Source organism: Nocardia barduliensis, assembly GCF_013315795.1.
In the GTDB taxonomy this organism is placed as follows: Bacteria; Actinomycetota; Actinomycetes; order Mycobacteriales; family Mycobacteriaceae; genus Nocardia; species Nocardia barduliensis.
This window is the reverse complement of sequence record NZ_JABLTE010000004.1, coordinates 21,671-48,649: the sequence shown is the minus strand read 5'-3', so window position 1 is coordinate 48,649 and position 26,979 is coordinate 21,671. Positions and strand designations below refer to the sequence as shown.

Genomic DNA, 26,979 nt, shown 5'->3' with positions numbered 1-26,979 from the left:
GAAGATGGGCACCGATCCGAATCAGCGGGTGCGCGAACTGCTGGACTTTTACGACCGCGGTGACGCGTCGGCCGCCGACCTGCTGTGCGATCGGCACCCGGCCGACCGGGTCGCCTTCACGATCGTCGAGGCCGACCTGTCCTCCACCGACCTCACCTACGGCGAACTGCGTGAACGCTCCGCCCGCTGCGCCGCCGCGCTGGCCGACCTCGGCGTCGAGCCCGGCGACCGGGTCGCGACGCTGATGGCGAAGTCGGCCGATCTGGTGGTCGCCCTGCTCGGCATCTGGCGCCGCGGCGCGGTGCACGTTCCGCTGTTCACCGCGTTCGCGCCGCCTGCCATCGCCCTGCGGCTGGACGCGAGCCGGGCCTCGGTCGTCATCGCGGACGCCGACCAGGCGCCCAAGCTGGCGCCGGGGCCGGATCTGCCCGCGAACCCGCCCTGGCGGTTGATCATCGCCGGCGCCGAGGCTCCCGGCTCGGCGGTGGCGCTGGACGAACTGCTCGACGCCCATTCGGCCACCCACCCGGGTGCTCGTCCCGTCGCGGTGGGCGGCAACGGACTGCTCGTCCAACTGTTCACCAGCGGCACCACGGGCACGCCCAAAGGCGTCCCGATTCCGCTGCGCGCGCTCGCGTCGTTCCACGCCTACCAGGAATTCGCGCTGGACGTGCGGCCCGACGACGTCTTCTGGAACGCCGCCGATCCGGGCTGGGCCTACGGGCTCTACTACGCCATCCTCGCCCCGCTGGCCACCGGCGTCCGCAGCATCCTGCTGCACGCAGGCTTCTCCGCCTCGCTCACCTGGCAGGTGCTGGAGACCTTCGGCGTCACCAACTTCGCCGCCGCCCCGACGGTCTATCGCGCGCTGCGCGCCGACAGCGCCACCGCGCCCGTGCATTCCCGGTTGCGCCGCGCCTCCTCTGCGGGGGAGCCGCTGACACCGGAGGTGGTCGCCTGGTCCGTCGAACACCTGGGCGTCGCGGTGCGCGACCACTACGGCCAGACCGAGCACGGCATGGTCATCTGCAACGCCTGGCACGAAGACCTCGACACGGAGACGCCCACCGGATCGATGGGCCGCGCCTTACCGGGCTGGACCTGCGCCGTGCTCGCCGACGACGCCGATGTCGTCGCTCCCGCCGGCGAAGTGGGCCGGGTCGCGATCGACACCGAACGCAGCCCGCTGCTGTGGTTCCTCGGCTACCTCGACGCACCGGAGCGCACCGCGCAGCGTTACACCGCCGACGGCCGCTGGTATCTGACCGGTGACGCGGGTTCACGGGACGCGGACGGCTTCTTCCGCTTCTCCTCGCGGGACGACGACGTGATCATCATGGCGGGCTACCGCATCGGCCCGTTCGAGGTGGAGAGCGTGCTGGTGCTGCACGAGCAGGTCGCGGAGGCGGCCGTGGTCGGCGTGCCGGACGAACTGCGCGGCGAAGTGCTGGAGGCGTTCGTCGTGCTGCGCGACGGCGCCACGGGCGGTCCCGACCTGGAAACCGAGCTACAGAGCCTGGTGAAGAAGAAGTTCGCCGCGCACGCCTACCCGCGCAAGGTCCACTTCGTGCCGAACCTGCCGAAGACGCCCAGTGGCAAGGTGCAGCGATTCGTGCTGCGGCAGGGCGGTGCGCGATGACGTCGACCACGCGGCCGCCCCTGCCGAGCTACGCGTCCGGGGTCTCCGATGTCCCGTTGCTCGGTGACACCATCGGCGGCAATCTCGACCGGGCGGTGGCGGCGTTCCCGCAGCGAGAAGCGCTGGTGGACTGCCCGACCGCACGTCGCTGGACCTATCGGGAACTCGGCGCCGCGGTCGATGCTCTGGCCTGTGGCCTGGCCGGGCAGGGCATCGGCAAAGGGGACCGGGTCGGCATCTGGGCGCCGAACTGCGCGGAATGGTTCGTGTTGCAATACGCCACGGCGAAGATCGGCGCGATCCTGGTCACCGTCAACCCGGCCTACCGCACCAGCGAATTGGAGTACGTGCTGCGCCAGGCGGGCGTGCGGATGCTCGTCGCGGCCGAGCGGTTCAAGTCCTCGGACTATGTCGCGATGATCGAGCAGGTCCGGCCGAATTGCCCGGGATTGGCGCAGGTGCTCGTGCTGGGCACACCCGAGTGGGACACGCTGGCCCGCACCGAGATCGACTCCGACCGGCTCGCCGCGCTCGGCGCGCGACTGTCGGCCGACGACCCGATCAACATTCAGTACACCTCCGGCACAACGGGTTTCCCCAAGGGCGCCACGCTCAGCCACCACAACATCCTGAACAACGGCTATTTCGTCGGCGAGCTGTGCGGATATACCGAACACGACCGGATCTGCGTGCCGACGCCGTTCTATCACTGTTTCGGCATGGTCATGGGCAATCTCGCGAGCACCAGCCACGGTGCGGCGGTCGTGATCCCGGCGCCGTCGTTCGACCCGCGAGCGACGTTGGCGGCGGTCGAGGCCGAGCGATGCACGTCCCTCTACGGCGTGCCGACCATGTTCATCGACATGCTCGCCGAATTGGATTCGGCCACCGTGGAACTGTCCACGCTGCGCACCGGCATCATGGCTGGTTCGCCCTGCCCGGTCGAGGTGATGAAGCGAGTGATCGACCGGATGGGCATGCGCGAGGTGTGCATCTGCTACGGCATGACCGAGACGTCTCCGGTCAGCACCCAGACCCGCCGCGACGACGGCATCGACCGGCGCACCGCTACGGTCGGCCGGGTCGGGCCGCACCTGGAGGTCAAGATCATCGACCCCGCAACGGGTCTCACGGTGCCGCGCGGCGAACCGGGCGAGCTGTGCACCCGCGGCTATTCGGTGATGCTCGGCTACTGGGACGATCCGGACAAGACCGCCGAGGTCGTCGACGCCGCCCGCTGGATGCACACCGGCGACATCGGCGTGATGGACGACGAGGGGTACCTGGCCATCACCGGCCGGATCAAGGACATGGTCATCCGCGGCGGCGAGAACATCTACCCCCGGGAGATCGAGGAATTCCTCTACACCCATCCGGACATCCTGGACGCGCAGGTGATCGGGGTGCCCGATCCGAAATACGGCGAGGAACTGATGGCCTGGGTCCGGATGCGCGCGGGCGCAACGCCGTTGGACGCGACGGCGGTGCGCGAGTTCGCCACCGGCAAGCTGGCGCACTTCAAGATCCCCCGCTACGTGCACGTGGTCGAGGAGTTCCCGATGACGGTCACCGGCAAGATCCGCAAGGCCGAGATGCGGAAGCTGTCGCGGCGGCTGCTCGGGCTGGGCGACAGCTGAGGTTCGGAGGTTCACCTGGGCGTGGATCGCCTGTCAGGCGGCGACGGTAGTGTCTCGGTCGTGACGACAGCGCCCGAGACTGCCAGTGCAGAGTCCACACCCGCCGTGCCACGCTCCGACGCCGCGGGCCCAGCCAGCGTGAACCGGCGCATCGCCGAGGAACTCGCGGTGCGCGAGTCCCAGGTGCGCGCCGCTGTCGAGCTCCTCGACGGTGGCTCGACGGTGCCGTTCATCGCCCGGTACCGCAAGGAGGTCACCGGCGGGCTGGACGACGCGCAGCTGCGCGTGCTCGACGAGCGTCTGCACTACCTGCGCGAGCTGGACGAGCGCCGGGCCGCGATCATCGAATCGATCCGGGGCCAGGGCAAACTCGACGAAGCCCTGCACCGGCAGATCCTGCTGGCCGAGACCAAGGCCCGGCTCGAGGACATCTACCTGCCGTACAAACCGAAGCGGCGCACGAAGGCGCAGATCGCGCGCGAGGCCGGGCACGAGCCGGTGGCCGACGCGCTGATCGAGGATCCGAACACCGATCCGGCGCAGTACACCGCCGAGCAGCTCGACGGCGCGCGCGCCATCCTGGTCGAACGCTTCGCCGAGGACGCCGACCTGGTCGGCGAGCTGCGCGAGCTGATGTGGAACCGCGGACAGGTCACCTCGACCGTGCGCGCGGGCAAGGAGGAGGCCGGCGCGAAGTTCGCCGACTACTTCGACTTCAGCGAGCCGTTCGACAAGCTGCCCTCCCACCGCATCCTCGCGCTGCTGCGCGGGGAGAAAGAAGAGGTGCTCACGCTGCACCTCGAGCCGGACACCGAGGAGCCGCAGCCGGGCGAGCGCACCATCTACGAGGGCCGCATCGCCGCCCGCTTCGGCATCGCCGACCGGGGCCGTCCCGCCGACTCCTGGCTGCTGGACACCGTGCGCTGGGCCTGGCGGACCAAGCTGCAGGTCAGCCTCGGCATCGACACCAGGATGCGGCTGCGGCAGGCGGCGGAGAAGGACGCGGTCGACGTGTTCGCCGCGAACCTGCGCGATCTGCTGCTCGCCGCGCCCGCGGGTACCCGCACCACGATGGGCCTGGATCCCGGCTACCGCACCGGCGTGAAGGTCGCGGTGGTCGACGCCACCGGCAAGGTGGTCGCCACCGAGGTGATCTACCCGCACAAACCGCAGGGCCAGACCGAGAAGTCGCTGGCCGTGCTCGGCGCGCTGGTCGCACGGTTCGGCGTGGAACTCATCGCGATCGGCAACGGCACCGCCTCGCGCGAGACCGACGCCCTCGCCGCCGAACTGATCGCCCGCATCCCGGAGAACAAGCCGACCAAGATCGTGGTGTCCGAGGCGGGCGCCTCGGTGTACTCCGCGTCGGCCTACGCCTCGCAAGAGCTGCCCGAACTCGACGTGTCGCTGCGCGGCGCGGTGTCCATCGCCCGGCGGTTGCAGGACCCGCTGGCCGAACTGGTGAAGATCGACCCGAAGTCCATCGGCGTCGGCCAGTACCAGCACGACGTGTCCGAATCGCTGCTGGCCCGCTCGCTGGGCGCGGTGGTCGAGGACGCGGTGAACGCGGTCGGCGTCGACGTGAACACGGCCTCGGTGCCGCTGCTGTCGCGGGTGTCCGGCATCGCCGGTTCGGTGGCGGAGAGCATCGTGGCGCACCGGGATCAGAACGGCCCGTTCCGCAGCAGGACCGCGCTGCTGGACGTGCCGCGCCTGGGCCCGAAGGCGTTCGAGCAGTGCGCTGGCTTCCTGCGCATCCGCGGCGGCGACGATCCGCTGGACACCTCCGCGGTGCACCCCGAGGCATATCCGGTGGTCCGGCGCATCCTCGAAGCGACAGGTCGTGGCATCGCGGAGGTCATCGGGAACACCACGGTGCTGCGCTCGCTGCGCGCGGGCGAGTTCACCGACGAGCGCTTCGGTGTCCCCACCGTCACCGACATCATCGCCGAGTTGGAGAAGCCGGGCCGGGACCCGCGCCCGGAGTTCAAGACCGCGGAGTTCGCCGCGGGCGTGGAGAAGGTTGCCGACCTGAAACCGGGCATGGTGCTCGAGGGCGTGGTGACGAACGTGGCGGCCTTCGGCGCGTTCGTCGACGTGGGTGTGCACCAGGACGGTTTGGTGCACGTCTCGGCCATGTCGCACAACTTCGTCAAGGACCCGCGCGAAGTGGTGAAGTCCGGTGACGTGGTCAAGGTGAAGGTGCTCGAGGTGGACGTGGCCCGCCAGCGCATCGGCCTGACCCTGCGGCTGGACGACGAGCCCGGCGCGCCGGCCAAGGGCGGCGACAACCGGCAGCGCGGCCAAGGCGGTCAGGGCGGCCGGTCCGGCGGAGGCGAGCAGCGGCAGCGGCAGAACGGCCAGAAAGGTCAGCAGGGCCAAGGCCGCAATCAAGGACAGAACCGCGGCGGCAACCAACGCCGCAACGCGCCCGCACCCAGCGGCGCGATGGCGGACGCGTTGCGCCGGGCGGGTTTCGGTCAGTAGTCCGGTGCGCGGGAGGGAGTAGCGGCCATGCGACGGTGGCTCCACGAGGACGTGATCGCCCAAGGGCGGCTGCCGTTGCTGTGCTTCCTGCTCGGGTTCATCGTCGGGTTCCTGTTCATCCGCGTCAGCGTGCGGCTGATCCGCGCGCGGGTGCGCTGGTGGCCGGGCAACCTGCGAGCCGGTGACACCCACGTCCATCACATGGTCTTCGGGGTGGTCCTGGTGCTCGCCTCGGGCATCGGCATGGTCACGGAGTACCAGAGCGCCGATACCACCACGGCCAGTGTCCTCGCGGCCGTCTTCGGTGTCGGTGCGGCGCTGGTCCTCGACGAATTCGCGCTGATCTTCTATCTGCGCGACGTGTATTGGGAGGAACAGGGGCGCACGTCGGTGGACGCGGTGTTCGTCGCCCTCGCGGTGACGGGGTTGCTGCTGCTGGGCTTCCACCCGCTGTGGCTGCTGGACATCAACGACTTCCGGCGCGACCCGAGTATCGAGGTCCGCCTCTTCGTCGTCGTGTTCTCCGTGGTCAACCTGGCGCTGGCCGCGATCGTCATCGCCAAGGGCAAGATCTGGACCGGTCTGTTCGGCATGTTCTTCCTGCCGCTGCTGGTCGTCGGCGCGCTGCGCCTGAGCCGTCCGGGTGCGCCCTGGGCGCGCTGGCGTTACGGCGACCGCAGGCGTCTGATGTACCGGGCCATCGTGCGAGAACGGCGCTATCGCCGCCCGGTCATCCGCGCGAAGATCTTCGTGCAGGATCTGGTCGCGGGAAAGCCGGACGTCGAGCATGTCCGCACGGCGGCGGAGGCGGAACTCACCCGCACGGTGGTGCCCGCTCCGCCCGCGCCGCATCGGCCCCATTCGCTGTGGCATTCCGACCACGGCCCGCTGCACACGCCCGGCCCGCCCGAACAGGACGCCATCTCCGGCGAACGGAATCACTGACGGCCGCCACCCGGGCCGATTTCTTCCGCAGCGCGCCGATCTGGCACAATGCACAGGTTGCCCTGGGTGATTGTCGACCCGGCGCACCCCATTGATCGGAGCATGAACCGGCCGCGCACGTCCAGTGCCGCCAGGGTCCTCTGTTCGCGCGAAAACCATAAGGATGGAAATGAACACCCTTGACTTCGTCGACGAGAAGTCGCTGCGCAGCGACGTCCCCGACTTCCGGCCGGGCGACACGCTGAACGTGCACGTGAAGGTCATCGAAGGCTCGAAGGAGCGCATCCAGGTCTTCAAGGGCGTCGTGATCCGCCGCCAGGGTGGTGGCATCCGCGAGACCTTCACGGTCCGCAAGGTGTCGTTCGGTGTCGGCGTGGAGCGCACCTTCCCGGTGCACAGCCCGAACATCGACCACATCGATGTCGTGACCCGCGGTGACGTCCGCCGCGCCAAGCTGTACTACCTGCGCGATCTGCGCGGCAAGGCCGCCAAGATCAAGGAAAAGCGCTGAGCTAGCTTCTCGGCACAGCAGATTTTCCCTAGCCCGGCATCGGACCTCGGTTTCGCTGCCGGGCTAATCTGTTCGGCGTGGCAGACGAAAGTGGGTCGGTGTCGGTGTCCGAATCGGGCGACGAGAATACGCGGGCCGGTCGCGCGAAGCGGCGGGCGAAGAAGAAACAGCGGCCGTTCTGGCAGGAATTGCCGATCCTCATCGTGATCGCCGCGGTGATCGCCGCGCTGATGGTCACCTTCGTCGGTCGGCCGTACGTGATTCCGTCGGAGTCGATGGAAACCACGCTGCACGGCTGCGCCGGCTGCACCGGTGACCGCATCTACGTGCAGAAGCTGACCTACTACTGGAGCGATCCACAGCCGGGCGACGTGGTCGTGTTCGTCGGCCCGCCCTCGTGGAACACCCACTACAAGTCGATCCGCTCGGACAACGCCGCCATCCGTGGCGTGCAGAACTTCTTCTCCTTCTTCGGCCTGGTGCCGCCGGACGAGAACGACCTGGTGAAACGCGTGATCGCGGTCGGCGGTCAGACCGTGGAGTGCTGCGACCCGCAGGGCCGGGTCCTCGTGGACGGCAAGCCGCTGGACGAGCCGTACGCGCGCTACCTCGCCCCGTACGTGCCGGGCCAGCCCTACAACTCCGCCGGCGGTCGTGAGTTCAAGGCCGTGAAGGTCCCCGAAGGGCACCTGTGGGTGATGGGCGACAACCGCAACCAGTCCGCCGACTCCCGCGCGCACATCAACGACGAACTGCAGGGCACCATCCCAGTGGACAACATTCGCGGCAAGGCGGTGTTCAAGATCTGGCCGCCCGGCCGGATCGGTCCGGTGCACTCGGAGAATCCCCAGCGGAACTGAGCACGCGGGGCGCGGGATAATCGGACGGTGGGGCAAGGGCGAGTGCCGGTGGGTAATGGTTGGCCGCCGCGCGTGGTGATGCGCAGGGCCGGAGGGCTGCGCACACTCGAGGCGGCATTGATCCGCAGTGGTCTCGGGCCGGTCGCCGGAGTCGACGAGGCGGGACGGGGGCCGTGCGCGGGACCACTGGTCGTGGCGGCGTGCCTGCTCGCCCCGAAGGCCTACGACAAGCTGGCCGGTCTCGACGACTCCAAGAAACTCTCCGAGGCCACCCGCGAAGAGCTCTACCCGGTGATCACCCGGCTGGCGCTGGCCTACCAGGTCGTCGTCATCCCGGCCTGGGAGATCGACTCGATCGGCATCCACGTCGCCAACATCGAGGGCATGCGCCGCGCCGTCGCCGGGCTCGGCCACGAGCCCGGCTACGTGCTGACCGACGGGTTCCGGGTGCCCGGCATTCCTGTGCCCTCGCTACCCGTGATCGGCGGCGACGGGGCCGCGGCCTGCATCGCGGCGGCCAGCATCCTGGCCAAGGTCACCAGGGACCGCATCATGGTCGAGCTGGACCAGCGGTTCCCCGGCTACGGCTTCGCCGCCCACAAGGGGTACAACACGCCCGAGCACACCGCCGCGTTGCACCGCCTCGGCCCGAGCAGTGAGCACCGCCGCTCCTGGCGCAATGTCCGCGAGGCCGCCGGGTTGCGGCCGGTCGCGGCGGCCGCCGACGCAGCGGACGCGGTGCTGGCCGAGGGCCTGGACGAGGCGCTGTCCGAGCAGTTTCCGAACGGGCGTACGGCTGGCCGAGTGGCTACCGACGCAGCGCATGCGCGATGATGTCATCACACGACGCGATGCGGCGAGAAGGAGGACGTCCCACCCGATGAGTGCCGAGGACCTCGAGAAGTACGAAACCGAGATGGAGCTCTCGCTGTATCGCGAGTACAAGGACATCGTCGGTCAGTTTTCGTACGTGGTGGAGACCGAGCGCCGCTTCTACCTGGCCAATTCCGTGGAGCTGCGGCCGCAGAACGCGGACGGCGAGGTGTACTTCGAGGTGCGGATGAGCGATGCGTGGGTGTGGGACATGTATCGCCCGGCCCGCTTCGTCAAGCACGTCCGGGTGATCACCTTCAAGGACGTCAACATCGAGGAGCTGGAGAAGCCCGACCTGCGGCTGCCGGAGTGAGCGGCCGGAGAGTTCTGCACAGCGGCCCGGTTGTCCACAGGTTTCCTGTTCGCCCAGGTCGGCGGCGCTGACCTGATCCGGACCCGGCGCACGCTGGCCGGGTGACGGACAAACAGGCGCTCGGCGCGCACGGGGAGGAACTGGCGGCGGACTTTCTGCGCGCCGCGGGGATGGAGATCGTCGCCAGGAACTGGCGTTGCCGGTACGGCGAGCTGGACCTGATCGCCCGCGACGGGGACGTGACCGCGTTCGTGGAGGTCAAGACCCGTTCCGGGCTCGGTTACGGCACGCCGGCCGAGTCGGTCACCTTCGCCAAGCGGCAGCGGATTCGCCGGCTGGCCCTGCTGTGGCTGGCCGAACAGGACGGACCGTGGCGGCGGATCCGGTTCGACGTGGTGTCGGTGCTTGCGGTGCGAGGTCGCGCACCGGTCATCGACCACCTCGAGGCGGTGTTCTGAATGGCCCTCGGGCGGGCGCATTCCGTCGCGGTCACCGGCGTCGACGGTCTGCTCGTCGAGATCGAGGCCGATATCGGGCAGGGCCTGCCCTCCGTCCACCTGGTCGGGCTGCCCGACACCGCGTTGCAGGAATCTCGCGACCGGATCCGTTCGGCGGTGGCGAACTCGGGGGAGAAGTGGCCCGACGGCCGGGTCGTCCTCGCGCTGTCGCCCGCCACCCTGCCCAAGCTGGGCAGCGTCTACGACTTGGCGCTGGCCGTCGCGGTACTCGACGCGTCCGGGTCGGTTCCCTCCGAGCGGCTCGCGAAGACGGTGCTGCTCGGCGAGCTCGCGCTGGACGGGCGGGTGCGCCGGGTGCGCGGCGTCCTGCCCGCTGTGCTCGCGGCGCGCAAGGCCGGCTGGTCGACTGTCGTGGTACCGGCGGCGACCATGGCGGAGGCCGGACTGGTCGAGGGTATCGAGGTCTTCGGGGCGCGCAGTTTGCGTGGGGTGGTGGCCTGGCTGCGCGGGGAAGGCGCGCTCGACGAGCCGGACAACGACCTGCCGGATACCGTGCGGCAGGGCGGCGATCTCAGCGAGGTGGTTGGGCAGGACGAAGCGCGCTGGGCCTTGGAGGTGGCCGCCGCGGGCGGCCACCATCTCTTGCTCACCGGCCCGCCCGGCATCGGGAAAACGATGCTGGCACAACGTCTTCCGGGACTGCTGCCACCGCTCACCGAGACCGAGGCGCTGGAGGTGACCGCGATCCACTCGATGGCGGGCACGCTCGCCGGTGACCAGCCGCTGATCACCGCGCCGCCGTTCGTCGCCCCGCACCATTCCACCTCGGTCACCGCGATGATCGGAGGCGGCTCGGGGACCGCCCGGCCCGGCGCGGTCAGCCGGGCCCACCGCGGCGTGCTGTTCCTCGACGAATGCGCCGAACTCGGCACGAAGGTGCTGGAAGCGATGCGGACACCATTGGAAGAGGGGGAAGTACGCATTGCCCGGCGCGACGGTGTGGCGCGATACCCGGCCCGCTTCCAGCTCGTACTGGCCGCGAATCCATGCCCTTGCGCCCCGGCCCGCGACGTCGACTGCATCTGCGCGCCGCTGGCGCGCCGCCGCTACCTCGGCAAGCTGTCCGGGCCGCTGATCGACCGAATCGACATCTGGGTGCGAATGCACGGGCAGTCCGGCGCGGCGTTCAGCACCGACGCCGCCGAGAGCAGTGAGGTGGTCCGGGGGCGGGTCGCCGTCGCGCGGCACGCCGCCGCCGAGCGCTGGCGGGAGTACGGGTGGCTCACCAACGCCGAAGTCCCCGGTCACATCCTGCGCCAGCGGTTCCGGCTGCCCCGCGAATCGCTCGCTCCCGTCGAGACCGCGTTGCGTCTCGGCCGCATGTCCGCGCGAGGCGCGGACCGCGCCATCCGGGTCGCATGGACCATCTGCGATCTCCGCGGAGGCGAATCGCCCTCGGCACAAGACGTTCTGGCCGCATTGAACTTCCGTCAGCGGGGTGCACAATGAGCGCGCCGATGCCGACCGAGGGCGCGGCGGCGAATGTGCCTGCGGTGGACGTATCGCATGTAGCGGCCGCCCACGTGCCAGCCGCAGTGGGCGTGCCTGTGGCGGCGAGTGGGCCTGTGGCCGCTGACGTGCCTGTGGCCGCTGACGTGCCTGTGGCGGTGGACGTGCCTGCGGTCGTCGACGCGCCCGCGTTCGGTTCCGGGTTGTCGTTCGGTGGAGGTGATGCTCGACGGCTCGCGTGGGTGTACTTGTCGCGGGTGGTGCAGGGGCCGTGCGCGCCGCTGTCGGCGCTCATCGAGTCGGTCGGGGTGGTCGAGGCGGCGCGTGCCGTGCGGGAGTGCGCGCTGCCCGAACCGCTGCGCGGGCCGACGGCGCAGCGGCGGGATATCGACGTGGCTGCGCGGGATCTGGAGGCGATCGAGCGGATCGGCGGACGGGTGGTGACGCCGGACGATCCGGAGTGGCCCGCTTGGCGCATGCTCGGTCTCGCGCAGCTCGAGCCGGGGCGGGATCGCGACGGCGCCGTTCCGCTCGTGCTGTGGGCGCGCGGCCCGCGCTCGCTGCTGGAATCCAGCGAACGTGCGGTCGCGGTGGTGGGGGCGCGGTGCAGCACCGGGTACGGCAACCGGGTGACGGCGGAGATCGCGGGCGATCTCGCGGCGCAGGGGTGGACCATCGTGTCCGGGGCGGCGTTCGGGATCGACGGTATGGCGCACCGAGCGGCACTGGCGGTAGAGGGTCCGACGATCGCGGTGCTGGCGTGTGGCATCGACCGTCCTTACCCGGCGCAGCATGAGCGCCTGCTGGCCGACATCGCCGAATCCGGCTTGGTGGTCAGCGAGTACCCGCCCGGTGTCGTCGCGCGGAAGCACCAGTTCCTCGCCCGGAACCGGTTGATCGCGGCACTGGCCGACGGCGTGCTGGTCATCGAGGCGGGACTGCGCAGCGGCGCACGCAACACCGTCAAATGGGCACGCCGCCTCGGCCGTCCGGCCTTGGCGGTGCCGGGCCCGGTCACCTCGGCCGCGTCGGTGGGCTGCCACCGCATGATCCGTGACGGGGAAGCCCTCCTGGTGACCCGTGCCGAGGAAGTCGTCGACGAGGCGGGGCCACTGCGATTGTCGATTCCCGCGGCGGGGGCAGGCGGTAGTCCGGAGGACCAGCTGACCGGCGACGAGGCGCTGATCTTCGCCGCCCTACCGAGGGTGGGTTCGCGGTTGCCTCTGGAGGTTTCCCGGCAGTGTGGCTTATCTCTTCCGGTAGTACGTGCGACATTGGCCGCCCTCGAATTGGCCGGTCTGGTGGCCAGTGACGAAAGTGGTTGGCACCGAACGGCACGGCGCCGGTGAGCGCGTCCGGTGGGGTGGCTTGCCAATCGGGGCGCGGGCCGGGACGGTGGAGGGATGGCGGAACTGCCCGAAGATCTGGAAGCGCTGCTGGTGGAATACGGCAGGCATCTGCGGCTCGGGCGCAACCGCTCGGAGCACACGGTGCGGGCGTACCTCGGGGACGCTCGGTCACTGCTGGAGCATCTGTACACGCGATCGGCGGATTCGGCCGTCCGCGAGCTGGACCTGCTGCTCCTGCGGTCGTGGCTGGCTCAGCAAGCGGCAGCGGGTGTGGCGCGAACGACTGTGGCGCGGCGGGCGTCTTCGGCGCGCACGTTCACCGCTTGGCTCACCCGGACCGGCCGATTGCCCATCGATCCGGGGCTGCGATTGGGTTCGCCGAAAGCGCATCGCGTGCTTCCCGCAGTGCTCGGTCGGCAACAGGCGCTGGGGGCCATGGACGCGGCGCAATCCGGCGCCGCCCAGCGTGATCCGATGGCACTGCGGGATAGGGCCATCGTGGAACTGCTGTACGCCACCGGCATCCGCGTCAGTGAGTTGTGCGGGCTGGACATCGAGGACGTGGACCGTGAGCGGCGCGTGGTGCGCGTGCTCGGCAAAGGCAACAAGGAGCGATCGGCGCCCTTCGGCGCGCCCGCCGACGAGGCGGTCGGCAACTGGCTGCGCCACGGGCGCCCCGCCTTCGCCACCGCCGAGTCCGGCCGAGCGCTACTGCTCGGCCGCCGCGGCAGGCGGCTCGATCAGCGCCAGGCCAGAACCGTGGTGCACGAGGTCGTGTCGGCCATCCCGGGCGCCCCCGACATGGGTCCGCACGGCTTGCGGCACTCCGCCGCGACCCACCTCCTCGAGGGCGGGGCGGACCTGCGTGTGGTCCAGGAACTCCTGGGCCACGCCAGCATGGCCACCACCCAGCTGTACACCCACGTCTCCATCGACCGCCTCAAGAAGGTGCACGACCAGGCCCACCCCCGCGCCTGACACGGCTCACGCGGTGCGGCCATCAACCAGCCGGGCGGCGATCCCACGCGGGACGCGGCGCCGACGGAGGGATAGCCGGCGCCAGCCGGTCGGTCTGTAGCCGCCGAGTCCCGGGCGACGCCCGTGCAGGCGGTGGATCGCGGGAGCTGCGCGATGTCGGGGGTGAATCGCGGACCTGCGCCATGCCGCATGGCATCGCGAAGCTGCGCCAATGCCGGGGGTGAATCGCCGGAACTGCCCCATGCGCAGAGTGATCGTGGGGCGGTACTGGTTCCTGTCGAGTGGCGCCGTGGTGTCGAGTGGCGTGGCGGTGTCGTATGGCATGTCGGTGACGCGTGACGCGTGACGCGTGACGCGTGACGCGTCGCGGTGGCGTGTCGGCGTCGGGGGTGGGCCGGTATCGGTATCGCGTCTGCTGATGGCAGCCGTGCGCATGGCCGCGGACTGCGGGCGGCGCGCGGTGCTCACCGTGATATCCGACAGCGCGCCGGTGGCCGTGCCGAACGCGCGACTCGCGCGGTGCCCGGTGCGCTCACCGTGACATCCGACAGCGTGGCGACGGCGGTCGCGATGAACGGCCGACTCGCCCGGGTCAGGCTTCCGGACAGCGGTGGACGTCGTAGACGATCCGCAGGGCGGCGCAGGCATCGAGGTCGATGCTGGTTCGCGGTCGGAGAAGGACGCTCATCCGTGCTCGCGGCACTGATCCCTCGTCACGGGCGCGCGATCGATTCCCGCACGCCCCGGTCAGGCACCGAAGTAGGCGAAACCGCATGTGATCCCCGCTGAGAGAGCGCACTCTGAAGATAGCGAATCGGTGCCCGCAGTTCATGACGTACTTCGATGGGAAACACGGACGATGTCTACGTCCAGCGGACCACAGGCCCTGCGTCGCGGAACCTACCCATTGGCAGGACAGTCCGCGTGGCGGCGGTCGGCCGCCATTTCTACCACGACCCGGCCCGGCGGCCGGGAAACGGTGCGCGAGATTTCCCTCGACGGCGGAGTGTCGACCGTGACCATAGGACGGTCCGCCGCCGCCGACATCGTCTTGACCGACGCGACCGTATCCCGCTTGCACGCCATTATCGAGCGGGTGTGCGGGTGCTGGGTACTCGTGGATGACGGGCTGTCGAAGAATGGCACATTCGTCAATGGCGAACGCGTCGGCGGGCGGCGGAAACTCCACTCCGGCGACACTGTTCGCGTGGGCCGATCGGTATTCGTCTTCCGGGCCGCCGCACCCTCCGATGAGGAGCTGACGCTTGCCCATTCGCCACTGCCCGACCGGAATTCCTTGACGCCGGCCCAGCATATGGTTCTCGAGGCGCTGTGCCGCCCGTACGACGCACGAAACTCGTATTCGTACCCCGCGTCCAACAGTGCGATCGCCGAAGAGTTGTGCCTGAGTATCTCGACGGTCAAGACGCATATGCGGGCGCTGTTCCGCATATTCCAGGTCGAAGCCTTACCACCGAACCAGAAGCGGCTGTTCCTGGTCGAACGCGCCATCGAATTCGGCGTTCTCACCGACCAGGAAAGGTAAGGCTTCGGCTGGATCGGTCGAGGGGATGGGTGGGCGGCCGTCCGGTCAGATCGGCTGGAAACCGGCCCCGGCGCCACCACGCGCGTTCGCGTCGGCGACGACCGCGTTGATGTCCGTTCCGAGTTGCGGTCCGAGGCACGGCACGACCAGGTAGCCGTTGACCATGCCGACGAGCGTGGTGCCCACGACGACCGGCCCGCCCGAGTCACCTTCGACGACGCACGTCCCGGTCCAGGTCGCATTGCCTGCCGTGAACACGTCGCCGAAGGCAGGCCCGCAGGTCCGGCCGGTTGTCCTGCCTTCTTTGCAGACGACGTCGGGGTAGCGGGCGGGCCCGCCCAAACCGGTTATCGTCGTTCCGCCCACTTGGTTCACCGGGACGACCATCCCGGGATCGAACACGATCACGGCGTAATCCAAGCCGCTGTCGGCGTAGTCGATTGTGCCGACGGCGCCCGCGTCGCGATTGCTTTCGGCGACGACCGTGGCATTCGCCTCACCGCAATGAGCGGCGGTGAACCCGACCAGCCGACCGCCGGAGTCACGCCCGATCGTGGTGAGGGTGCAGATATTCTGACCGCCGACGACGATGCCCGAGCCGCCGCCCAGAACGGACGGAGACTCGGCGTGTGCGGCCCCGGGTGCCCCGAACAGCGCCGTGCCGATGGCAAGTGCCCCGGCAGCGCCCACGAGTTTCCTGAACTTGGCCATCCGGTAATTCAACCGCACTTATCCGCACCGCATGCTTGATTTGCAGAAGTTCCCCGACCGGGTGCGTCGATGGAACGGGGACATAATTGCTCGGCCCATCGACGGAGAACCCGGTCAGGGTATGTACGAGACACTTGCGACGCGACCGGAGGCGCGCCGCGTCACTTGCCGGTCCTCAGCTTCCCTTCTCGGGAGTGTGGTCAGGCGGCGCAGACGAATACGGCGACCGCGTTGACGACCGGAGGAAGGAGCAGCAAAGGAGCGCAGAAAATGCCCAGCGGCCAAATCAGGCCCAACGTCGCGGGCTCGACCTGCACCGGGATCGGCGTGGAATTATCCGCCACTTGTCCTGGTCCCGGGGTTACGTCCGGGGCAGCGGAAGCAAAACCTGAACCGAGTGCGATGATCGGTGCGAGCGCTACCGCCGCCGCCGTTGCGCGCATTTTGTTCGTGGTCATGATGTCTCCAGAGGATGAGTTGCTTCACTAGCCCTCGTTGGTTGAAGGCCGTTGTATTGTGAACACTTTCAACTCTGCTCGGAGCACGCGCGCGAGACCATCAACCCCCGGGTTGGAATCATTCATACCGGGATCCGAAGAGACCCTTCGTCGCTTCTGGAATCCCCGGGTCGGCGGCGCCGCGACGGGTGCGTCGACCACTCCCGCGCCCGTCCCGGCCTGCCTACCCGATCATCCGTTCGCGACCGGGACGGTGTCCGGCTGCTCGGCTGTTTGCGGCCGCCGCGCGCGCAGCAGGACCGCGCCGAGCAGGGCGGCGGCGATGCTGAACCCCGCGCTGATCCACGCGCCGGTGGACATCGCGGCGGTGAAGGCGTCCTTGGCCGGTTCCAGGTAGCCGAGCTGGAAGGCGGCTCCGATGGATTCGCGGGCCGCTTCAGGGGCGTCGGCGGGCATGTTCGAGGTGAACACCCCGGCCAGCACACTGCCGAGGACGGCGATGCTGATCGCCATGCCCACCTGCTGCAGCGTGTCGTTCATCGCGGAGCCGACACCGGCGTGCTGCAGCGGGATGGCGCTCATGATGGCCGCGTACGCGGCCGGACCCGCCAAGCCGCCGCCAACGCCCATCACCAGCATGCTGACCAGAATCCCCAGGTATCCGCTGGCCACGGCGAGGATGCCGAAGGCAGCGCCCATGACGAGCAGGCCGGACACGATCAGCGTCTTATTGCTCAGAGTCTTGCCGAGCGTCGCGCCGAGCCCGTTGCAGACCGCCGCGGCCACGGCGTACGGCAGCAGCGCCAGACCCGCTTTCATCGGGCCGTAGCCGAGCACGAACTGCAGGTACTGCGTCAGCATCAGCATGACCGCGCCCATGCCGAAGACCATCAGCAGCAGCGTGAGACAGGTGCCGGTGAAGTCGCGGCTGCCGAACACCGCGAGCGGCAGCATCGGATGTGCCGATCGGCTCTCCCACATGACGAAGGCGGCCGCCGCGACGACGGCCAGCGCGATCACGCCGACGTTCCACTCCCGCTCGATGATCACGTAGACCGTCGCGCTCAGCGCCACCACGGACAGGACCACCCCGACGAGGTCGAGCGGCCGTTGCTCACCGGTGGTCTCGGGCATCAGCACCACCGCCGCCACGATCGCGAGCACGGCGACCGGGATGTTGAGCAGGAACACCGACCCCCACCAGTAGTGCTCGAGCAGAAAGCCGCCCAGCGTCGGCCCGGCGACGATGCCGACCATGGAGACCGTCGACCACGCCGCCATCGCCGTGCGCCGTTCGTCCTCGGCGAAGGTGGTCATCAGGATCGATAGCGTCGAGGGCATCAGCAGCGAACCGCCGACGCCCATCGCGGCGCGCGCGGCCACGACCTGCCACGGCTCGGTCGCCAGCACGGCGGCCAGCGATGCCACGCCGAACACCGCCAGTCCGGTGATCAGCGCCCGGCGCCTGCCGAAGCGGTCGGAGAGGCTTCCCGCGGTGAGCAGCAGCCCGGCGAAGACCAGCACGTAGGCGTCCAGAATCCACTGGACGTCCGACGGTGTGGCGCCGAGCTCCCTGATCAGCGACGGAATCGCGAGATTGAGCACGGTGCTGTCGAGCATCAGCACGAGTAAGGACAGGCAGAGGACCCCCAGGACCCACCAGCGGCGGGGGTCTCGTACAACGTTCGATTCCACTCGCACAGTGTACGAAGAACTCGAACAGTGTGCGAGCAATTATAAAATCGTGTTGTGACCAAGCAGTTCGACTCGGTATGGACCAAGCAGCCGCGTCAGCCCAAGTCCACCGGGCTGCATCGTGAGCAGATCATCACCGCGGCCGTGGAACTCCTCGACGCCGAGGGGCTGGAGTCGCTGAGCATGCGCAAACTCGGCGCGAAGCTCGGTGCGGGCGCGACGAGCCTGTACTGGCATGTCGCGAACAAGGACGAACTGCTGGAATTGGTGCTCGACCAGTTCTGGGGGCTGGTGCGGACCCCGGAGCCCGAACAGGCCTCGTGGCGCGAACTGCTGACCACCTTCGCCTACAGCTTCCGCGCCAGCATCCGCGAGCATCCCTGGATGGCGACACTGGTGGGGCGGTTGCCCAGTATCGGCCCGAACTCGCTGCGCCTGAACGATCGGCTGCGCCGCGCGTTCGTCCAGGCCGGTTTCCAGGGCGTGGACATCTACCTGGCCAGCGGAACGGTGCTGTGCTTCGTCCTCGGCCAGGTGCTGCCCGAGATCGCCTGGGACTCGGCGTACAAGGGAGCCGAGATCGACACCGACGGCATGCTGCGCGTGATGACAGAACTGGCCGGTGAATATCCCGAAATGCTCGCGGACTATCAGGCGGCCGTGCCGACGGATCCGGAAGTCGCGCGCGCGATGGCCTTCGATTTCGGGCTGCTGTGCGTCCTCGACGGCCTGGAAGCGCGCCTGCGGGACGCGGCGCGATCGCCGCAAGCCCACATTCAGGAGGAATGAGCCGTCGGAAGTGAAACAAGTTCCCTACGCGTGAAGCCCAGTAGGTACCATTGTTGTGCCGATAAACTGATACGTGTTCTATGGATGTGATCCCGGCAGGGGCCGGGGGCAACGCGGCGCGCGGGCGCCGATGCGCAGAAAGGCGTCGACGTGAGCACGCACACCGTTCTCGGCCGCGAGGTGCGAATGCCGGTCCGTATCCGGCTCGCGCGCGCGTTCATGGCCACCTATCTGGTGCCCGCGGCAGCGGCCCAACACCTCATCGACTACTCCGGTCTGCGGATTCTCCGGCTACCCGGCGGACGGGCGATGTGCACGCTGGTCTTCGTCGACTACGTCGACGGCGATCTCGGCCCGTACAACGAGTTCGGCGTCTCGTTCATGGTCCGCCACCACACCGCGGGCGCGGCCTCCGGATTCGGCGATCTGCGGGCGCTGCGGACCGGTCAGGCCGGCGTACTGATCCACCGGCTGCCGGTCGACGGCGATTTCACCCTGGCCGCCGGGCGCGGTATCTGGGGATTTCCCAAGGAACTCGCCGACTTCGTCGTCGACCACGACGGCCGGACGCGCAGTGGCGCGCTGCACCAGAACGGGCGGCTCATCGCCGACCTCACGCTGCGGCCAGGGTTGGCGACCCCGAGCGGGCGCGCCACCGCGTCCTCGTTCGACGCCTACTCCCACATCGATGGCGTCACGCGCTGCACGCGCTGGCAGATGCAGCCGTCCGGCATGCGAGCGCGGCCCGGCGGGGCGCAGTTGCGGCTGGGCGATCACGAGATCGCCGCGGAACTCCGGTCGCTCGGTCTGCCGCGCCGGGCGCTGATGTCCTCGTCCGTCTCGCGGCTGGCCATGACGTTCGAGGACGCCATCGCCATCTGACGGCCCGCGGGATAACCACCCGGTCACGGGCGGGTGGGAACGTGGACGGTCCCCGGACCGGCGGTTAATCTGACGTAGCGGATCGTTTGCCAGCCAGCAGCGATGGAGTGATGCGCGTGATCCTCGCCGACCGGAACCGTCCTGTTGCTGAACACTGTGAACCGGTTCGATCGTGCGATTCCGGGCCGCGAACAGGAGTTGTTCGCTGTGCGGGTCCTGTGTCGCGAACCTCGATGCTGAACGACGCGGGCATCGTCTGGCTTCCGCTCAGCTATCTGAATGCCGTCACCGTGCGTGTGCTCGCCCGCGCGCAGAGCCGGTCGCGTCAACGAACCCGAAACGGGTTCCCTCGGTCGGCAACGGCCCGCCGCGAGCTTCCGCGATCCCCACTAGCGTGGTGTGTCGTGACCACCGTGCAGTCCGGCGTGCGCCCCCGCGGGGAAACGTCGCCTCGCGTGGGCCGCCGTTCGCGTGCGGTCGCGCAGCGCCTACCGATCCGAGCCGAGGCGGCGTGACGCTGCCGAATCCCGAAGCCGAATCCGAAGAGGGCGAAGAGGAGCTCGACTATCGCTTCACGCTCGCGAACGAGCGCACCTTCCTCGCCTGGATGCGGACGGCGCTGGGGCTGCTGGCGGGCGGCGTCGCGGTGCACACCCTGGTGCAGTCGTTCCGGATCGCGGGCCTGCGGCGCGCGATCGCGCTCAGCTGCCTGCTCTTGGCGTCGGTCGTCGCGATCGGCGCGTACGCGCACTGGCGGCGCGTCGGCGTGGCCATGCGGCGTGGCGACCCGCTGCCGGACACGGTGCTGGTACCGGTCCTGTCGGCGGGTATCGCGATCGTCTCGGTGCTGGCGGCGGTGGCGGTGCTGCTGCGGTGAACACGTCCCATCTGGCCGCCGAACGCACCGCGCTGGCGTGGCGGCGCACCGCAGCGGCCGCGATGGTCGTCGGCACGCTGTTCCTGCATCAGGCGCTCGACAGCGGGTGGCGTGCGGCCGCGGTCGCGCCGATCGGCGCCGCGACCGCGATGGCGGCGTTGGCCGTGGCCTGCTATCTGCGCAACCGCGGTCTGCGCCGAGGCCGCTTCGCCCATGGTGGTCGCATCGTCGCCGCGACGTCCGCGGCGGTGGTCGTGGTGGCAGTGGCCGCCGCGGTCGCCGGTTCCCTCGAACTGCTGCCCTGAACACGGCAGCGGCTCAGCAAGGTTGGTCGAGACGACAGGAGGACGAGAATGAGCACAGCGAGCGAGCCGAGCGGCTTCATCGTCGCGGAGAACCAGCGTGCGGCCGCCGCACTGCCCTTCGCCGACACGACCGATCTGACCGACGCCGAGCGCGGGTTCATCGCCGCGCTGGCGCCGGGCGTGATCACCTCCGAAGACGGAACCGTCGTGTGGGACAACGACTCCTACGCGTTCCTGCGGGAGCCCTGCCCGGCCTCGGTCCACCCGAGCCTCTGGCGGCAGTCCGGCCTCGCCGTGCGTCAGGGGTTGTTCGAGGTCAGCGCGGGCATCTATCAGATCCGCGGTTTCGACATCTCCAATATGACGCTGGTCGAGGGCGACACCGGTGTCCTGGTGATCGATCCGCTGATCTCGGCCGAAACCGCGGCGGCCGGGCTCGCGCTCTACCGCGCCCACCGTGGCGACCGTCCGGTGACCGGGCTGATCTACACGCATTCGCACATCGACCACTTCGGTGGGGCGTACGGGGTCACCACCGCCGAGGCGGTCGAGGAGGGGCGCTGCCCGGTGCTCGCGCCGGCCGGTTTCGTGGAACACGCGGTGGCCGAGAACATCTACGCGGGCACGGCGATGGCACGCCGCGCGGGATACATGTACGGCGCGGTGCTGCCGCGCGGCCCGCTCGGGGCGGTGGGGTCCGGGCTCGGCCAGACCACCTCGGTCGGCACGGTCACACTGATTCCCCCGACCGTCGACATCACCGCGACCGGCCAGGAGGAGACGATCGACGGGATACGGATGGTCTTCCAGCTCACGCCCGGCACCGAAGCGCCCGCGGAGATGAACTTCTACTTCCCGGATCGCCGCGCGCTGTGCATGGCGGAGAACGCGACCCACACCCTGCACAATGTGCTCACTTTGCGCGGTGCCCTGGTGCGCGACGCCCACATCTGGGCGAAATACCTCACCGAGGCGATCAACTTGTTCGCCCACGAATCCGACGTCGTCTTCGCCTCGCACCATTGGCCGACCTGGGGCACCGCGCGCCTCGTGGAATTCCTCGCGCAGCAGCGAGACCTGTACGGATACCTGCACGACCAGACCGTGCGCCTGCTGAACCAGGGCTACGTGGGCACGGAGATCGCCGAACTGGTGACGCTCCCGCCCGCCCTCGAGGACGCCTGGCATGCGCGCGGGTACTACGGTTCGGTGAGCCACAACGTGAAGGCCATCTATCAGCGCTATATGGGCTGGTTCGACGGCAATCCGGCGCACCTGTGGGAGCACCCGCCGGTCGAGTCCGCGCGACGGCACGTGGATTTCATGGGCGGTGCGGAGGAAGTGCTGCGCAAAGCGCAGGTCTCCTACGACGCCGGGGACTACCGCTGGGTGGCGCAGGTGCTCAACTATGTCATCTTCGCCGACCCGGACAACGATGCCGCCAAAGCTTTGCAGGCCAGCACATTCGAGCAGCTCGGCTACGGCGCGGAGAACGCGACCTGGCGCAACTTCTACCTCAGCGGGGCCTACGAATTGCGCTACGGCTCGTTCGGCACGCCGACCAAGAGCGAAGCGCCGACCATGGTCGCCGCGCTGAGCATCGACCAGATCTTCGACGCTCTGGCGTTGCGTGTCGACGGACCCAAGGCCTGGGACCACCGGCTCGTCACCGACTGGATCCTCACCGACCTGGACCGCACCCACCGGCTCGAACTACGCAACGGTCGCCTCACCCATTTCGATGTCACGCCTGGCATGCGCCTGCCGCAACCCGACGCCTCGTTCACGCTGGCCAAGGCCACGCTGATCCGGGTGCTGCTGGCCGGCGACGATTTCGGCGTCGCGGCGGCCGCCGGCGACATCGTCATCGAGGGAGACGTCACCAAGCTGGCCGAACTGGTCGACATCTTCGACGTTCCGGACCCCGATTTCCCGATTGTCACACCGTAGGCAGTGTGTCCGATGGCGCGGCAGGCGTTCGTTCGTCTCCGGATCGGTTGTCGGCGCGGTCGCCTCCGGACCGCGAAGACAGCCACGTTCCGACCGCGCAGAGCGGCGCCCGCGAACCGGTCGATTCAGGCGAGTTGCGCCGGAGGCAACCGCCTGACGTCATCGTGTGGATCGGGACGTGTAATCGAACAGATCGTGCGCTCCGAGATCGCCGAGTGGCGCACGGCCGCCGCGCACTACGGGTCGCTCGGCGGAGTCGATCGCGTCGCGACTCTGTATGCCGAGCGACAGCACTGAGCGACCTGCTGTAGGTCGTGCGCAACCGGGCAGTGGTGCATGTCGCCGGTGTTCAGGCAGATGTCGGCAATGCCGCGATGTATCTGCCCGCGACGAAGCGCTGGATGACCCGCACCGCGGGTCCGCCGAGCCGGGTGTACCAGGTCGCGGGGCGGGAGAACGCGACGATCAGTCCGTACACCCCGTCGTCGGCGGGGTCGTACTCGACGGCGAACAGCTCCTCACCGGACGCCGGATGTCCGGGCAAGGTTCCGTACGCGAAGCCCCGTCGGTCGGGTTCGTCGAGGACGTACACCACGCGGCACGGTGCGGTGATCCCGACCGAGCCGAACCCGAGCCGCACCGTGATGGCTGTGCCGGGTTCGGCCACCGGGGTGTCGGCGGAGCGGAAGATTCCGGTGCCCTTCTGGATCCGATAGGCCACGATCTCCGAGCCCGCGTGTTCGAACAGCGCGCGGCCCCGGCCGATCCGCCGCCGCAGCCGGAATCCGTGATACCCCTCCGGCAGCTCTCCTCGGGTCGCGCCGACCTCGGAATACGTGAACGACCGCCCGGACCCATCCGCCATGCACCGATCTTCGTCCCACCGCGCGCGCTCGCGCCACCGCGAACCGCCGACACGCCGGTCCCGGTCGCCGAGGCTTCCGCGAAGACCCCCACCGATGCGCGAACAGTGCGCGGATCTTCCGCAGGCGATCCGCGGTCGCGGTGCGCGCTGCCACCAGGCCCGCACCGGATGCGTGAACAGTCCGCGGATCTTCCGCTGCCGGATTCAGGGGTGCACCGGTTTGAGCCGCAGGGGAGTGAGCTGCAGGAGCCCGAGGGGATCGAGATACTCGCGGGTGCGGCGCGCGCCCTCGGTGCGGGCGCCCCAGTGCAGGCATGTCGTGGCGCATCCCGGGTGACCGGCTTCCAGCGTGCCGATCCGGGTGCCGCGCCCGACCCGCCTGCCCACGGGCACCTCCGCTCGAACCGGCTCGTACGTCGTGCGCAACCCGCCGGGGTGGTCGATGGACACGACCGGCTTGTCGGCCACGGTTCCGGCGAAGACGACGATTCCCTCTCCGGCGGCGAGCACGGCTTGCCCCTGCGCCCCGGCCAGATCGACCCCGCGATGCCCTGGCAGCCAGTTCTGCGCGGGCTTGTCGAAACGCTGTAGGACCGAGGGGCGAGGTTGCAGCGGCCAGCCGAACCGCCCTTCGGGCGCGGCTGTCGCCACCGGCGCCATCGCGACGATCGCGGCGATGCCGAGACCGAGTACCGAAGAGAGACGCCGAGAGGTTCGCATGGCAAACGCACTGGTCATTCCTGTCGAATCGAGAATTGGGTTACGACTCGCACAGGGGCATGGGTGGTGCGCACAGGTCGTCCGCTGAGCCGGGACTCGTCTTCTCTCGGTGGTCTCCATCGCCGGCGTCGAGACCGGATTGCCGGAAGGGCGCGCGCCGGAAGGGTTGGGAAAGCGACGGCAGGCACACCGACCCCGTGCACGCCCCCAGGGCGGATTTCGGGGCAGGTGTCCCGGCCACGGCCGCTGGTGCGGCAACGAGCCCGAGCACGAAGAACAGCGGAACGAGGAAAGTCATCGTCGTAGAGATCGGTTTCATGCCTCCACCCTCCTGCGACTCCGGCGTTCCCTGCGGCTCGTTTCGCGGAATGTGGATAACCCCGTCGCCTGTGAAAAGTTGCCATTCCACCTGGTTGGGCACCTCCGATCGGATCGATTTAGGTCTGCGTGCCCGAAGGCCGTAAACTGATCGGGCGGTCTGTGCCTGCATGGACCGACTTCGCGCGCCACCCGTGCTTGTTCATAGCGGCGCTGTTCGAATCGGGCTCGAGATATCTGGGTTCGCGGCAGCGTGTTCGGAACAGGGATCGTCGGCTGGTCCCCACCTCGTGGTCGGGTCCGGCGATTCGGTGGCGCCAGGGCAGCGGATCGCCGATTCGCTGCGTCAACCGGCAACGAAAGAGAGATACGGGAGCTATGGCTGTCGTAACCATGAAGCAGCTGCTCGACAGCGGCGCGCACTTCGGACACCAGACCCGGCGCTGGAACCCGAAGATGAAGCGGTTCATCTTCACCGACCGCAACGGCATCTACATCATCGACCTGCAGCAGACGCTGACCTACATCGACAAGGCCTACGAGTTCGTCAAGGAGACCGTCGCCCACGGTGGCACCGTCCTCTTCGTCGGCACCAAGAAGCAGGCCCAGGAGTCGATCGCGGCCGAGGCGACTCGCGTCGGGATGCCGTATGTCAACCAGCGCTGGCTGGGCGGCATGCTCACCAACTTCTCCACCGTGCACAAGCGCCTGCAGCGCCTCAAGGAGCTCGAGGCCATGGAGCAGACCGGTGGCTTCGAGGGTCGCACCAAGAAGGAAATCCTCATGCTGACGCGTGAGATGAACAAGCTGGAGCGCACCCTCGGCGGTATCCGCGACATGCAGAAGGTGCCCTCGGCCATCTGGGTCGTCGACACCAACAAGGAGCACATCGCCGTCGGCGAGGCGCGCAAGCTGAACATCCCGGTCATCGCGATCCTGGACACCAACTGCGACCCCGACCTGGTCGACTACCCGATCCCGGGCAACGACGACGCGATCCGCTCCGCCGCCCTGCTGACCAAGGTCGTCGCCTCCGCGGTGGCCGAGGGTGTGCAGGCGCGCGCCGGTGTGTCCGCGGGCGACGAGAAGCCGGAAGCGGGCGCGGGCGAGCCGCTGGCCGAGTGGGAGCAGGAGCTGCTCGCGCAGGCCGCACCCGGCGCCGAGGCCGCCGAGAGCTCGGCCGAGGCCTGAGACTCGTCGTAACCAGCTGTTTCGGCGGCGATCACGAGCGAGTGCCATCGTGATCGCCGCTGCCAACACCCACACTTCTCCAAAGGAGGCTCGCCGAGAATGGCGAACTACACCGCTGCCGATGTGAAGCGGCTCCGGGAGCTGACCGGCTCCGGCATGATGGACTGCAAGAACGCGCTGGCCGAGACCGACGGTGATTTCGACAAGGCCGTCGAGCTGCTGCGCATCAAGGGCGCGAAAGACGTCGGCAAGCGTGCCGAGCGCACCACCGCCGAAGGCCTGGTCGCCGCCAAGGACGGCGTCATGGTCGAGATCAACTCCGAGACCGACTTCGTCGCGAAGAACGCGGAGTTCCAGCAGCTGGCCGAGCAGGTCGTCGCCGTGGCGGCGGCCGCGAAGCCCGGTGACCTGGAGTCGCTGAAGGCGCTGGACCTGGGCGGCAAGACCGTCGACGAGGCCGTGCAGGCGCTCGCCGCGAAGATCGGCGAGAAGCTCGAGCTGCGCCGGGTCATCTCGCTGGACGGCCCGGTCGCCACCTACCTGCACAAGCGTGCCTCGGACCTGCCGCCCGCCGTGGGCGTGCTGGTCGAGTACACCGGTGAGGGCGACGCCGCGGCCGAGGCCGCCCGTGCCGCCGCCATGCAGGTGGCCGCGCTCAAGGCCAAGTACGTGACCCGCGACGAGGTTCCGGCCGACATCGTGGAGAACGAGCGCCGCATCGCCGAGCAGACCGCTCGCGAGGAGGGCAAGCCCGAGGCCGCGCTGCCGAAGATCACCGAGGGCCGCGTCAACGGCTTCTTCAAGGACGTCGTGCTGCTGGAGCAGCCGTCGGTCACCGATTCGAAGAAGACCGTCAAGGCGCTGCTGGACGAGGCCGGTGTCACCGTCACCCGCTTCGCCCGCTTCGAGGTCGGCGCCAACTGAGTCGCCGCACCCCCAGCGTGCAGGCCCCCCGCCGACCGAACGAACGCCGGTTGACGGGGGGCCTTCTGCTGCCGCTCGAACCGAATAGGGCAGGATGGATGCCGCTCTGCCTTGCTCTACGTCACAGGCGCCTGCCGTGAGCTACGAATCGCCGGAAGAACCACAATCCCTCGCCTAAGGAGACTGGAG

The 26,979-nt window shown here is 69.0% G+C and carries 26 protein-coding genes; 21 read left to right on the top strand and 5 right to left on the bottom strand.

Annotated elements, in window-relative coordinates:
- Window positions 1–4 precede the first annotated feature (4 nt).
- From HOV91_RS03150 to HOV91_RS03090, 14 genes are all read left to right on the top strand, one after another.
- Complete coding sequence (locus HOV91_RS03150) at window positions 5–1,639, top strand: AMP-binding protein (protein ID WP_174183908.1); 1,635 nt, start codon at window positions 5–7, stop codon at window positions 1,637–1,639.
- The gene (locus HOV91_RS03145) at window positions 1,636–3,276 is read left to right on the top strand and encodes an AMP-binding protein (RefSeq protein ID WP_174183907.1); all 1,641 of its coding nucleotides are present in this window, start codon (window positions 1,636–1,638) and stop codon (window positions 3,274–3,276) included. Before HOV91_RS03150 ends, HOV91_RS03145 begins: the two co-directional genes overlap by 4 nt.
- A 105-nt stretch (window positions 3,277–3,381) precedes the next feature.
- Window positions 3,382–5,763, top strand: coding sequence for a Tex family protein (locus HOV91_RS03140; RefSeq protein WP_174183985.1), 2,382 nt, complete (start codon window positions 3,382–3,384; stop codon window positions 5,761–5,763).
- Between the two features lie 27 nt (window positions 5,764–5,790).
- Complete coding sequence (locus HOV91_RS03135; RefSeq protein ID WP_246349777.1) at window positions 5,791–6,708, top strand: hypothetical protein; 918 nt, start codon at window positions 5,791–5,793, stop codon at window positions 6,706–6,708.
- 169 nt (window positions 6,709–6,877) lie between these two features.
- Window positions 6,878–7,219: a 50S ribosomal protein L19 gene (gene rplS / locus HOV91_RS03130; protein WP_011210681.1), complete on the top strand. Its 342-nt coding sequence runs from the start codon at window positions 6,878–6,880 to the stop codon at window positions 7,217–7,219.
- Between the two features lie 77 nt (window positions 7,220–7,296).
- Entirely contained in the window at window positions 7,297–8,079 is a 783-nt protein-coding gene (gene lepB / locus HOV91_RS03125; protein ID WP_438822622.1) for a signal peptidase I, read from the top strand.
- A 48-nt stretch (window positions 8,080–8,127) separates the two neighbouring features.
- Window positions 8,128–8,913, top strand: coding sequence for a ribonuclease HII (locus HOV91_RS03120; RefSeq protein WP_312884451.1), 786 nt, complete (start codon window positions 8,128–8,130; stop codon window positions 8,911–8,913).
- A 46-nt stretch (window positions 8,914–8,959) separates the two neighbouring features.
- Window positions 8,960–9,265, top strand: coding sequence for a DUF2469 domain-containing protein (locus HOV91_RS03115; protein ID WP_011210678.1), 306 nt, complete (start codon window positions 8,960–8,962; stop codon window positions 9,263–9,265).
- Between the two features lie 101 nt (window positions 9,266–9,366).
- Complete coding sequence (locus HOV91_RS03110; RefSeq protein ID WP_174183906.1) at window positions 9,367–9,723, top strand: YraN family protein; 357 nt, start codon at window positions 9,367–9,369, stop codon at window positions 9,721–9,723.
- Complete coding sequence (locus HOV91_RS03105) at window positions 9,724–11,232, top strand: YifB family Mg chelatase-like AAA ATPase (RefSeq protein WP_174183905.1); 1,509 nt, start codon at window positions 9,724–9,726, stop codon at window positions 11,230–11,232. It abuts the gene before it with no gap.
- Window positions 11,229–12,581 carry a DNA-processing protein DprA gene (gene dprA, locus HOV91_RS03100; protein WP_246349775.1) on the top strand — a complete coding sequence of 451 codons (1,353 nt, stop codon included), beginning with the start codon at window positions 11,229–11,231 and terminating at the stop codon, window positions 12,579–12,581. Before HOV91_RS03105 ends, dprA begins: the two co-directional genes overlap by 4 nt.
- 54 nt (window positions 12,582–12,635) lie before the next feature.
- Window positions 12,636–13,559, top strand: a complete 924-nt coding sequence (locus HOV91_RS03095) for a tyrosine recombinase XerC (RefSeq protein ID WP_174183904.1) — start codon at window positions 12,636–12,638, stop codon at window positions 13,557–13,559.
- Between the two features lie 418 nt (window positions 13,560–13,977).
- Window positions 13,978–14,100 (top strand): hypothetical protein, encoded by a 123-nt coding sequence (locus HOV91_RS40445; protein WP_281370818.1) that lies wholly within the window; start codon window positions 13,978–13,980, stop codon window positions 14,098–14,100.
- Between the two features lie 438 nt (window positions 14,101–14,538).
- Window positions 14,539–15,105 carry an FHA domain-containing protein gene (locus HOV91_RS03090; RefSeq protein WP_312884445.1) on the top strand — a complete coding sequence of 189 codons (567 nt, stop codon included), beginning with the start codon at window positions 14,539–14,541 and terminating at the stop codon, window positions 15,103–15,105.
- A gap of 45 nt (window positions 15,106–15,150) precedes the next feature.
- On the opposite strand, the gene HOV91_RS03085 is transcribed toward HOV91_RS03090, so the two are convergent.
- The 3 genes from HOV91_RS03085 to HOV91_RS03075 all read right to left on the bottom strand — a co-directional run bounded on the left by HOV91_RS03085 (window position 15,151) and on the right by HOV91_RS03075 (window position 17,969).
- Window positions 15,151–15,816, bottom strand: a complete 666-nt coding sequence (locus HOV91_RS03085; RefSeq protein WP_174183903.1) for a chymotrypsin family serine protease — start codon at window positions 15,814–15,816, stop codon at window positions 15,151–15,153.
- Window positions 15,817–16,016: 200 nt separating this feature from the next.
- The gene (locus HOV91_RS03080; RefSeq protein WP_174183902.1) at window positions 16,017–16,274 is read right to left on the bottom strand and encodes a hypothetical protein; all 258 of its coding nucleotides are present in this window, start codon (window positions 16,272–16,274) and stop codon (window positions 16,017–16,019) included.
- Window positions 16,275–16,505: 231 nt separating this feature from the next.
- Complete coding sequence (locus tag HOV91_RS03075; protein ID WP_174183901.1) at window positions 16,506–17,969, bottom strand: MFS transporter; 1,464 nt, start codon at window positions 17,967–17,969, stop codon at window positions 16,506–16,508.
- 54 nt (window positions 17,970–18,023) lie between these two features.
- On the opposite strand from HOV91_RS03075, the gene HOV91_RS03070 reads away from it, so the two are divergent.
- The 5 genes from HOV91_RS03070 to HOV91_RS03050 all read left to right on the top strand — a co-directional run bounded on the left by HOV91_RS03070 (window position 18,024) and on the right by HOV91_RS03050 (window position 22,772).
- Window positions 18,024–18,758 (top strand): TetR/AcrR family transcriptional regulator C-terminal domain-containing protein, encoded by a 735-nt coding sequence (locus HOV91_RS03070; protein ID WP_174183900.1) that lies wholly within the window; start codon window positions 18,024–18,026, stop codon window positions 18,756–18,758.
- A gap of 150 nt (window positions 18,759–18,908) precedes the next feature.
- On the top strand, window positions 18,909–19,640 hold the full coding sequence (locus tag HOV91_RS03065) for an acetoacetate decarboxylase family protein (protein WP_174183899.1): 732 nt from the start codon (window positions 18,909–18,911) through the stop codon (window positions 19,638–19,640).
- 511 nt (window positions 19,641–20,151) lie between these two features.
- On the top strand, window positions 20,152–20,517 hold the full coding sequence (locus HOV91_RS03060; protein ID WP_174183898.1) for a YidH family protein: 366 nt from the start codon (window positions 20,152–20,154) through the stop codon (window positions 20,515–20,517).
- Complete coding sequence (locus HOV91_RS03055) at window positions 20,514–20,822, top strand: DUF202 domain-containing protein (RefSeq protein WP_174183897.1); 309 nt, start codon at window positions 20,514–20,516, stop codon at window positions 20,820–20,822. The genes HOV91_RS03060 and HOV91_RS03055 overlap by 4 nt, the downstream gene beginning before the upstream one ends.
- Before the next feature lie 48 nt (window positions 20,823–20,870).
- Window positions 20,871–22,772 (top strand): alkyl/aryl-sulfatase, encoded by a 1,902-nt coding sequence (locus HOV91_RS03050; protein ID WP_174183896.1) that lies wholly within the window; start codon window positions 20,871–20,873, stop codon window positions 22,770–22,772.
- Between the two features lie 349 nt (window positions 22,773–23,121).
- Here HOV91_RS03050 and HOV91_RS03045 read toward each other — a convergent pair whose 3' ends face one another.
- Window positions 23,122–23,637 (bottom strand): DUF1990 domain-containing protein, encoded by a 516-nt coding sequence (locus HOV91_RS03045; RefSeq protein ID WP_174183895.1) that lies wholly within the window; start codon window positions 23,635–23,637, stop codon window positions 23,122–23,124.
- Window positions 23,638–23,841: 204 nt separating this feature from the next.
- Window positions 23,842–24,297, bottom strand: coding sequence for a M23 family metallopeptidase (locus HOV91_RS03040; protein ID WP_246349786.1), 456 nt, complete (start codon window positions 24,295–24,297; stop codon window positions 23,842–23,844).
- 756 nt (window positions 24,298–25,053) lie between these two features.
- Between HOV91_RS03040 and rpsB the strand changes: the two genes are divergently transcribed.
- Window positions 25,054–25,866, top strand: a complete 813-nt coding sequence (gene rpsB / locus HOV91_RS03035) for a 30S ribosomal protein S2 (RefSeq protein ID WP_174183893.1) — start codon at window positions 25,054–25,056, stop codon at window positions 25,864–25,866.
- Window positions 25,867–25,965: 99 nt separating this feature from the next.
- Entirely contained in the window at window positions 25,966–26,790 is an 825-nt protein-coding gene (gene tsf, locus HOV91_RS03030; protein WP_174183892.1) for a translation elongation factor Ts, read from the top strand.
- The last annotated feature ends 189 nt before the right edge of the window (window positions 26,791–26,979 follow it).

What these genes read in the sequence shown, in the direction of transcription:
- HOV91_RS03145 (WP_174183907.1), top strand. Translation starts at nt 1,636, where the DNA reads ATGACGTCGACCACGCGGCCGCCCCTGCCGAGCTACGCGTCCGGGGTC.
- HOV91_RS03135 (WP_246349777.1), top strand. Translation starts at nt 5,791, where the DNA reads ATGCGACGGTGGCTCCACGAGGACGTGATCGCCCAAGGGCGGCTGCCG.
- rplS (WP_011210681.1), top strand. Translation starts at nt 6,878, where the DNA reads ATGAACACCCTTGACTTCGTCGACGAGAAGTCGCTGCGCAGCGACGTC.
- HOV91_RS03085 (WP_174183903.1), bottom strand. Translation starts at nt 15,816, where the DNA reads ATGGCCAAGTTCAGGAAACTCGTGGGCGCTGCCGGGGCACTTGCCATC.
- HOV91_RS40445 (WP_281370818.1), top strand. Translation starts at nt 13,978, where the DNA reads ATGGCAGCCGTGCGCATGGCCGCGGACTGCGGGCGGCGCGCGGTGCTC.
- HOV91_RS03080 (WP_174183902.1), bottom strand. Translation starts at nt 16,274, where the DNA reads ATGACCACGAACAAAATGCGCGCAACGGCGGCGGCGGTAGCGCTCGCA.
- dprA (WP_246349775.1), top strand. Translation starts at nt 11,229, where the DNA reads ATGAGCGCGCCGATGCCGACCGAGGGCGCGGCGGCGAATGTGCCTGCG.
- tsf (WP_174183892.1), top strand. Translation starts at nt 25,966, where the DNA reads ATGGCGAACTACACCGCTGCCGATGTGAAGCGGCTCCGGGAGCTGACC.
- HOV91_RS03040 (WP_246349786.1), bottom strand. Translation starts at nt 24,297, where the DNA reads ATGGCGCCGGTGGCGACAGCCGCGCCCGAAGGGCGGTTCGGCTGGCCG.
- HOV91_RS03045 (WP_174183895.1), bottom strand. Translation starts at nt 23,637, where the DNA reads ATGGCGGATGGGTCCGGGCGGTCGTTCACGTATTCCGAGGTCGGCGCG.
- HOV91_RS03150 (WP_174183908.1), top strand. Translation starts at nt 5, where the DNA reads ATGGGCACCGATCCGAATCAGCGGGTGCGCGAACTGCTGGACTTTTAC.
- HOV91_RS03050 (WP_174183896.1), top strand. Translation starts at nt 20,871, where the DNA reads ATGAGCACAGCGAGCGAGCCGAGCGGCTTCATCGTCGCGGAGAACCAG.
- rpsB (WP_174183893.1), top strand. Translation starts at nt 25,054, where the DNA reads ATGGCTGTCGTAACCATGAAGCAGCTGCTCGACAGCGGCGCGCACTTC.
- HOV91_RS03105 (WP_174183905.1), top strand. Translation starts at nt 9,724, where the DNA reads ATGGCCCTCGGGCGGGCGCATTCCGTCGCGGTCACCGGCGTCGACGGT.
- HOV91_RS03095 (WP_174183904.1), top strand. Translation starts at nt 12,636, where the DNA reads ATGGCGGAACTGCCCGAAGATCTGGAAGCGCTGCTGGTGGAATACGGC.
- HOV91_RS03115 (WP_011210678.1), top strand. Translation starts at nt 8,960, where the DNA reads ATGAGTGCCGAGGACCTCGAGAAGTACGAAACCGAGATGGAGCTCTCG.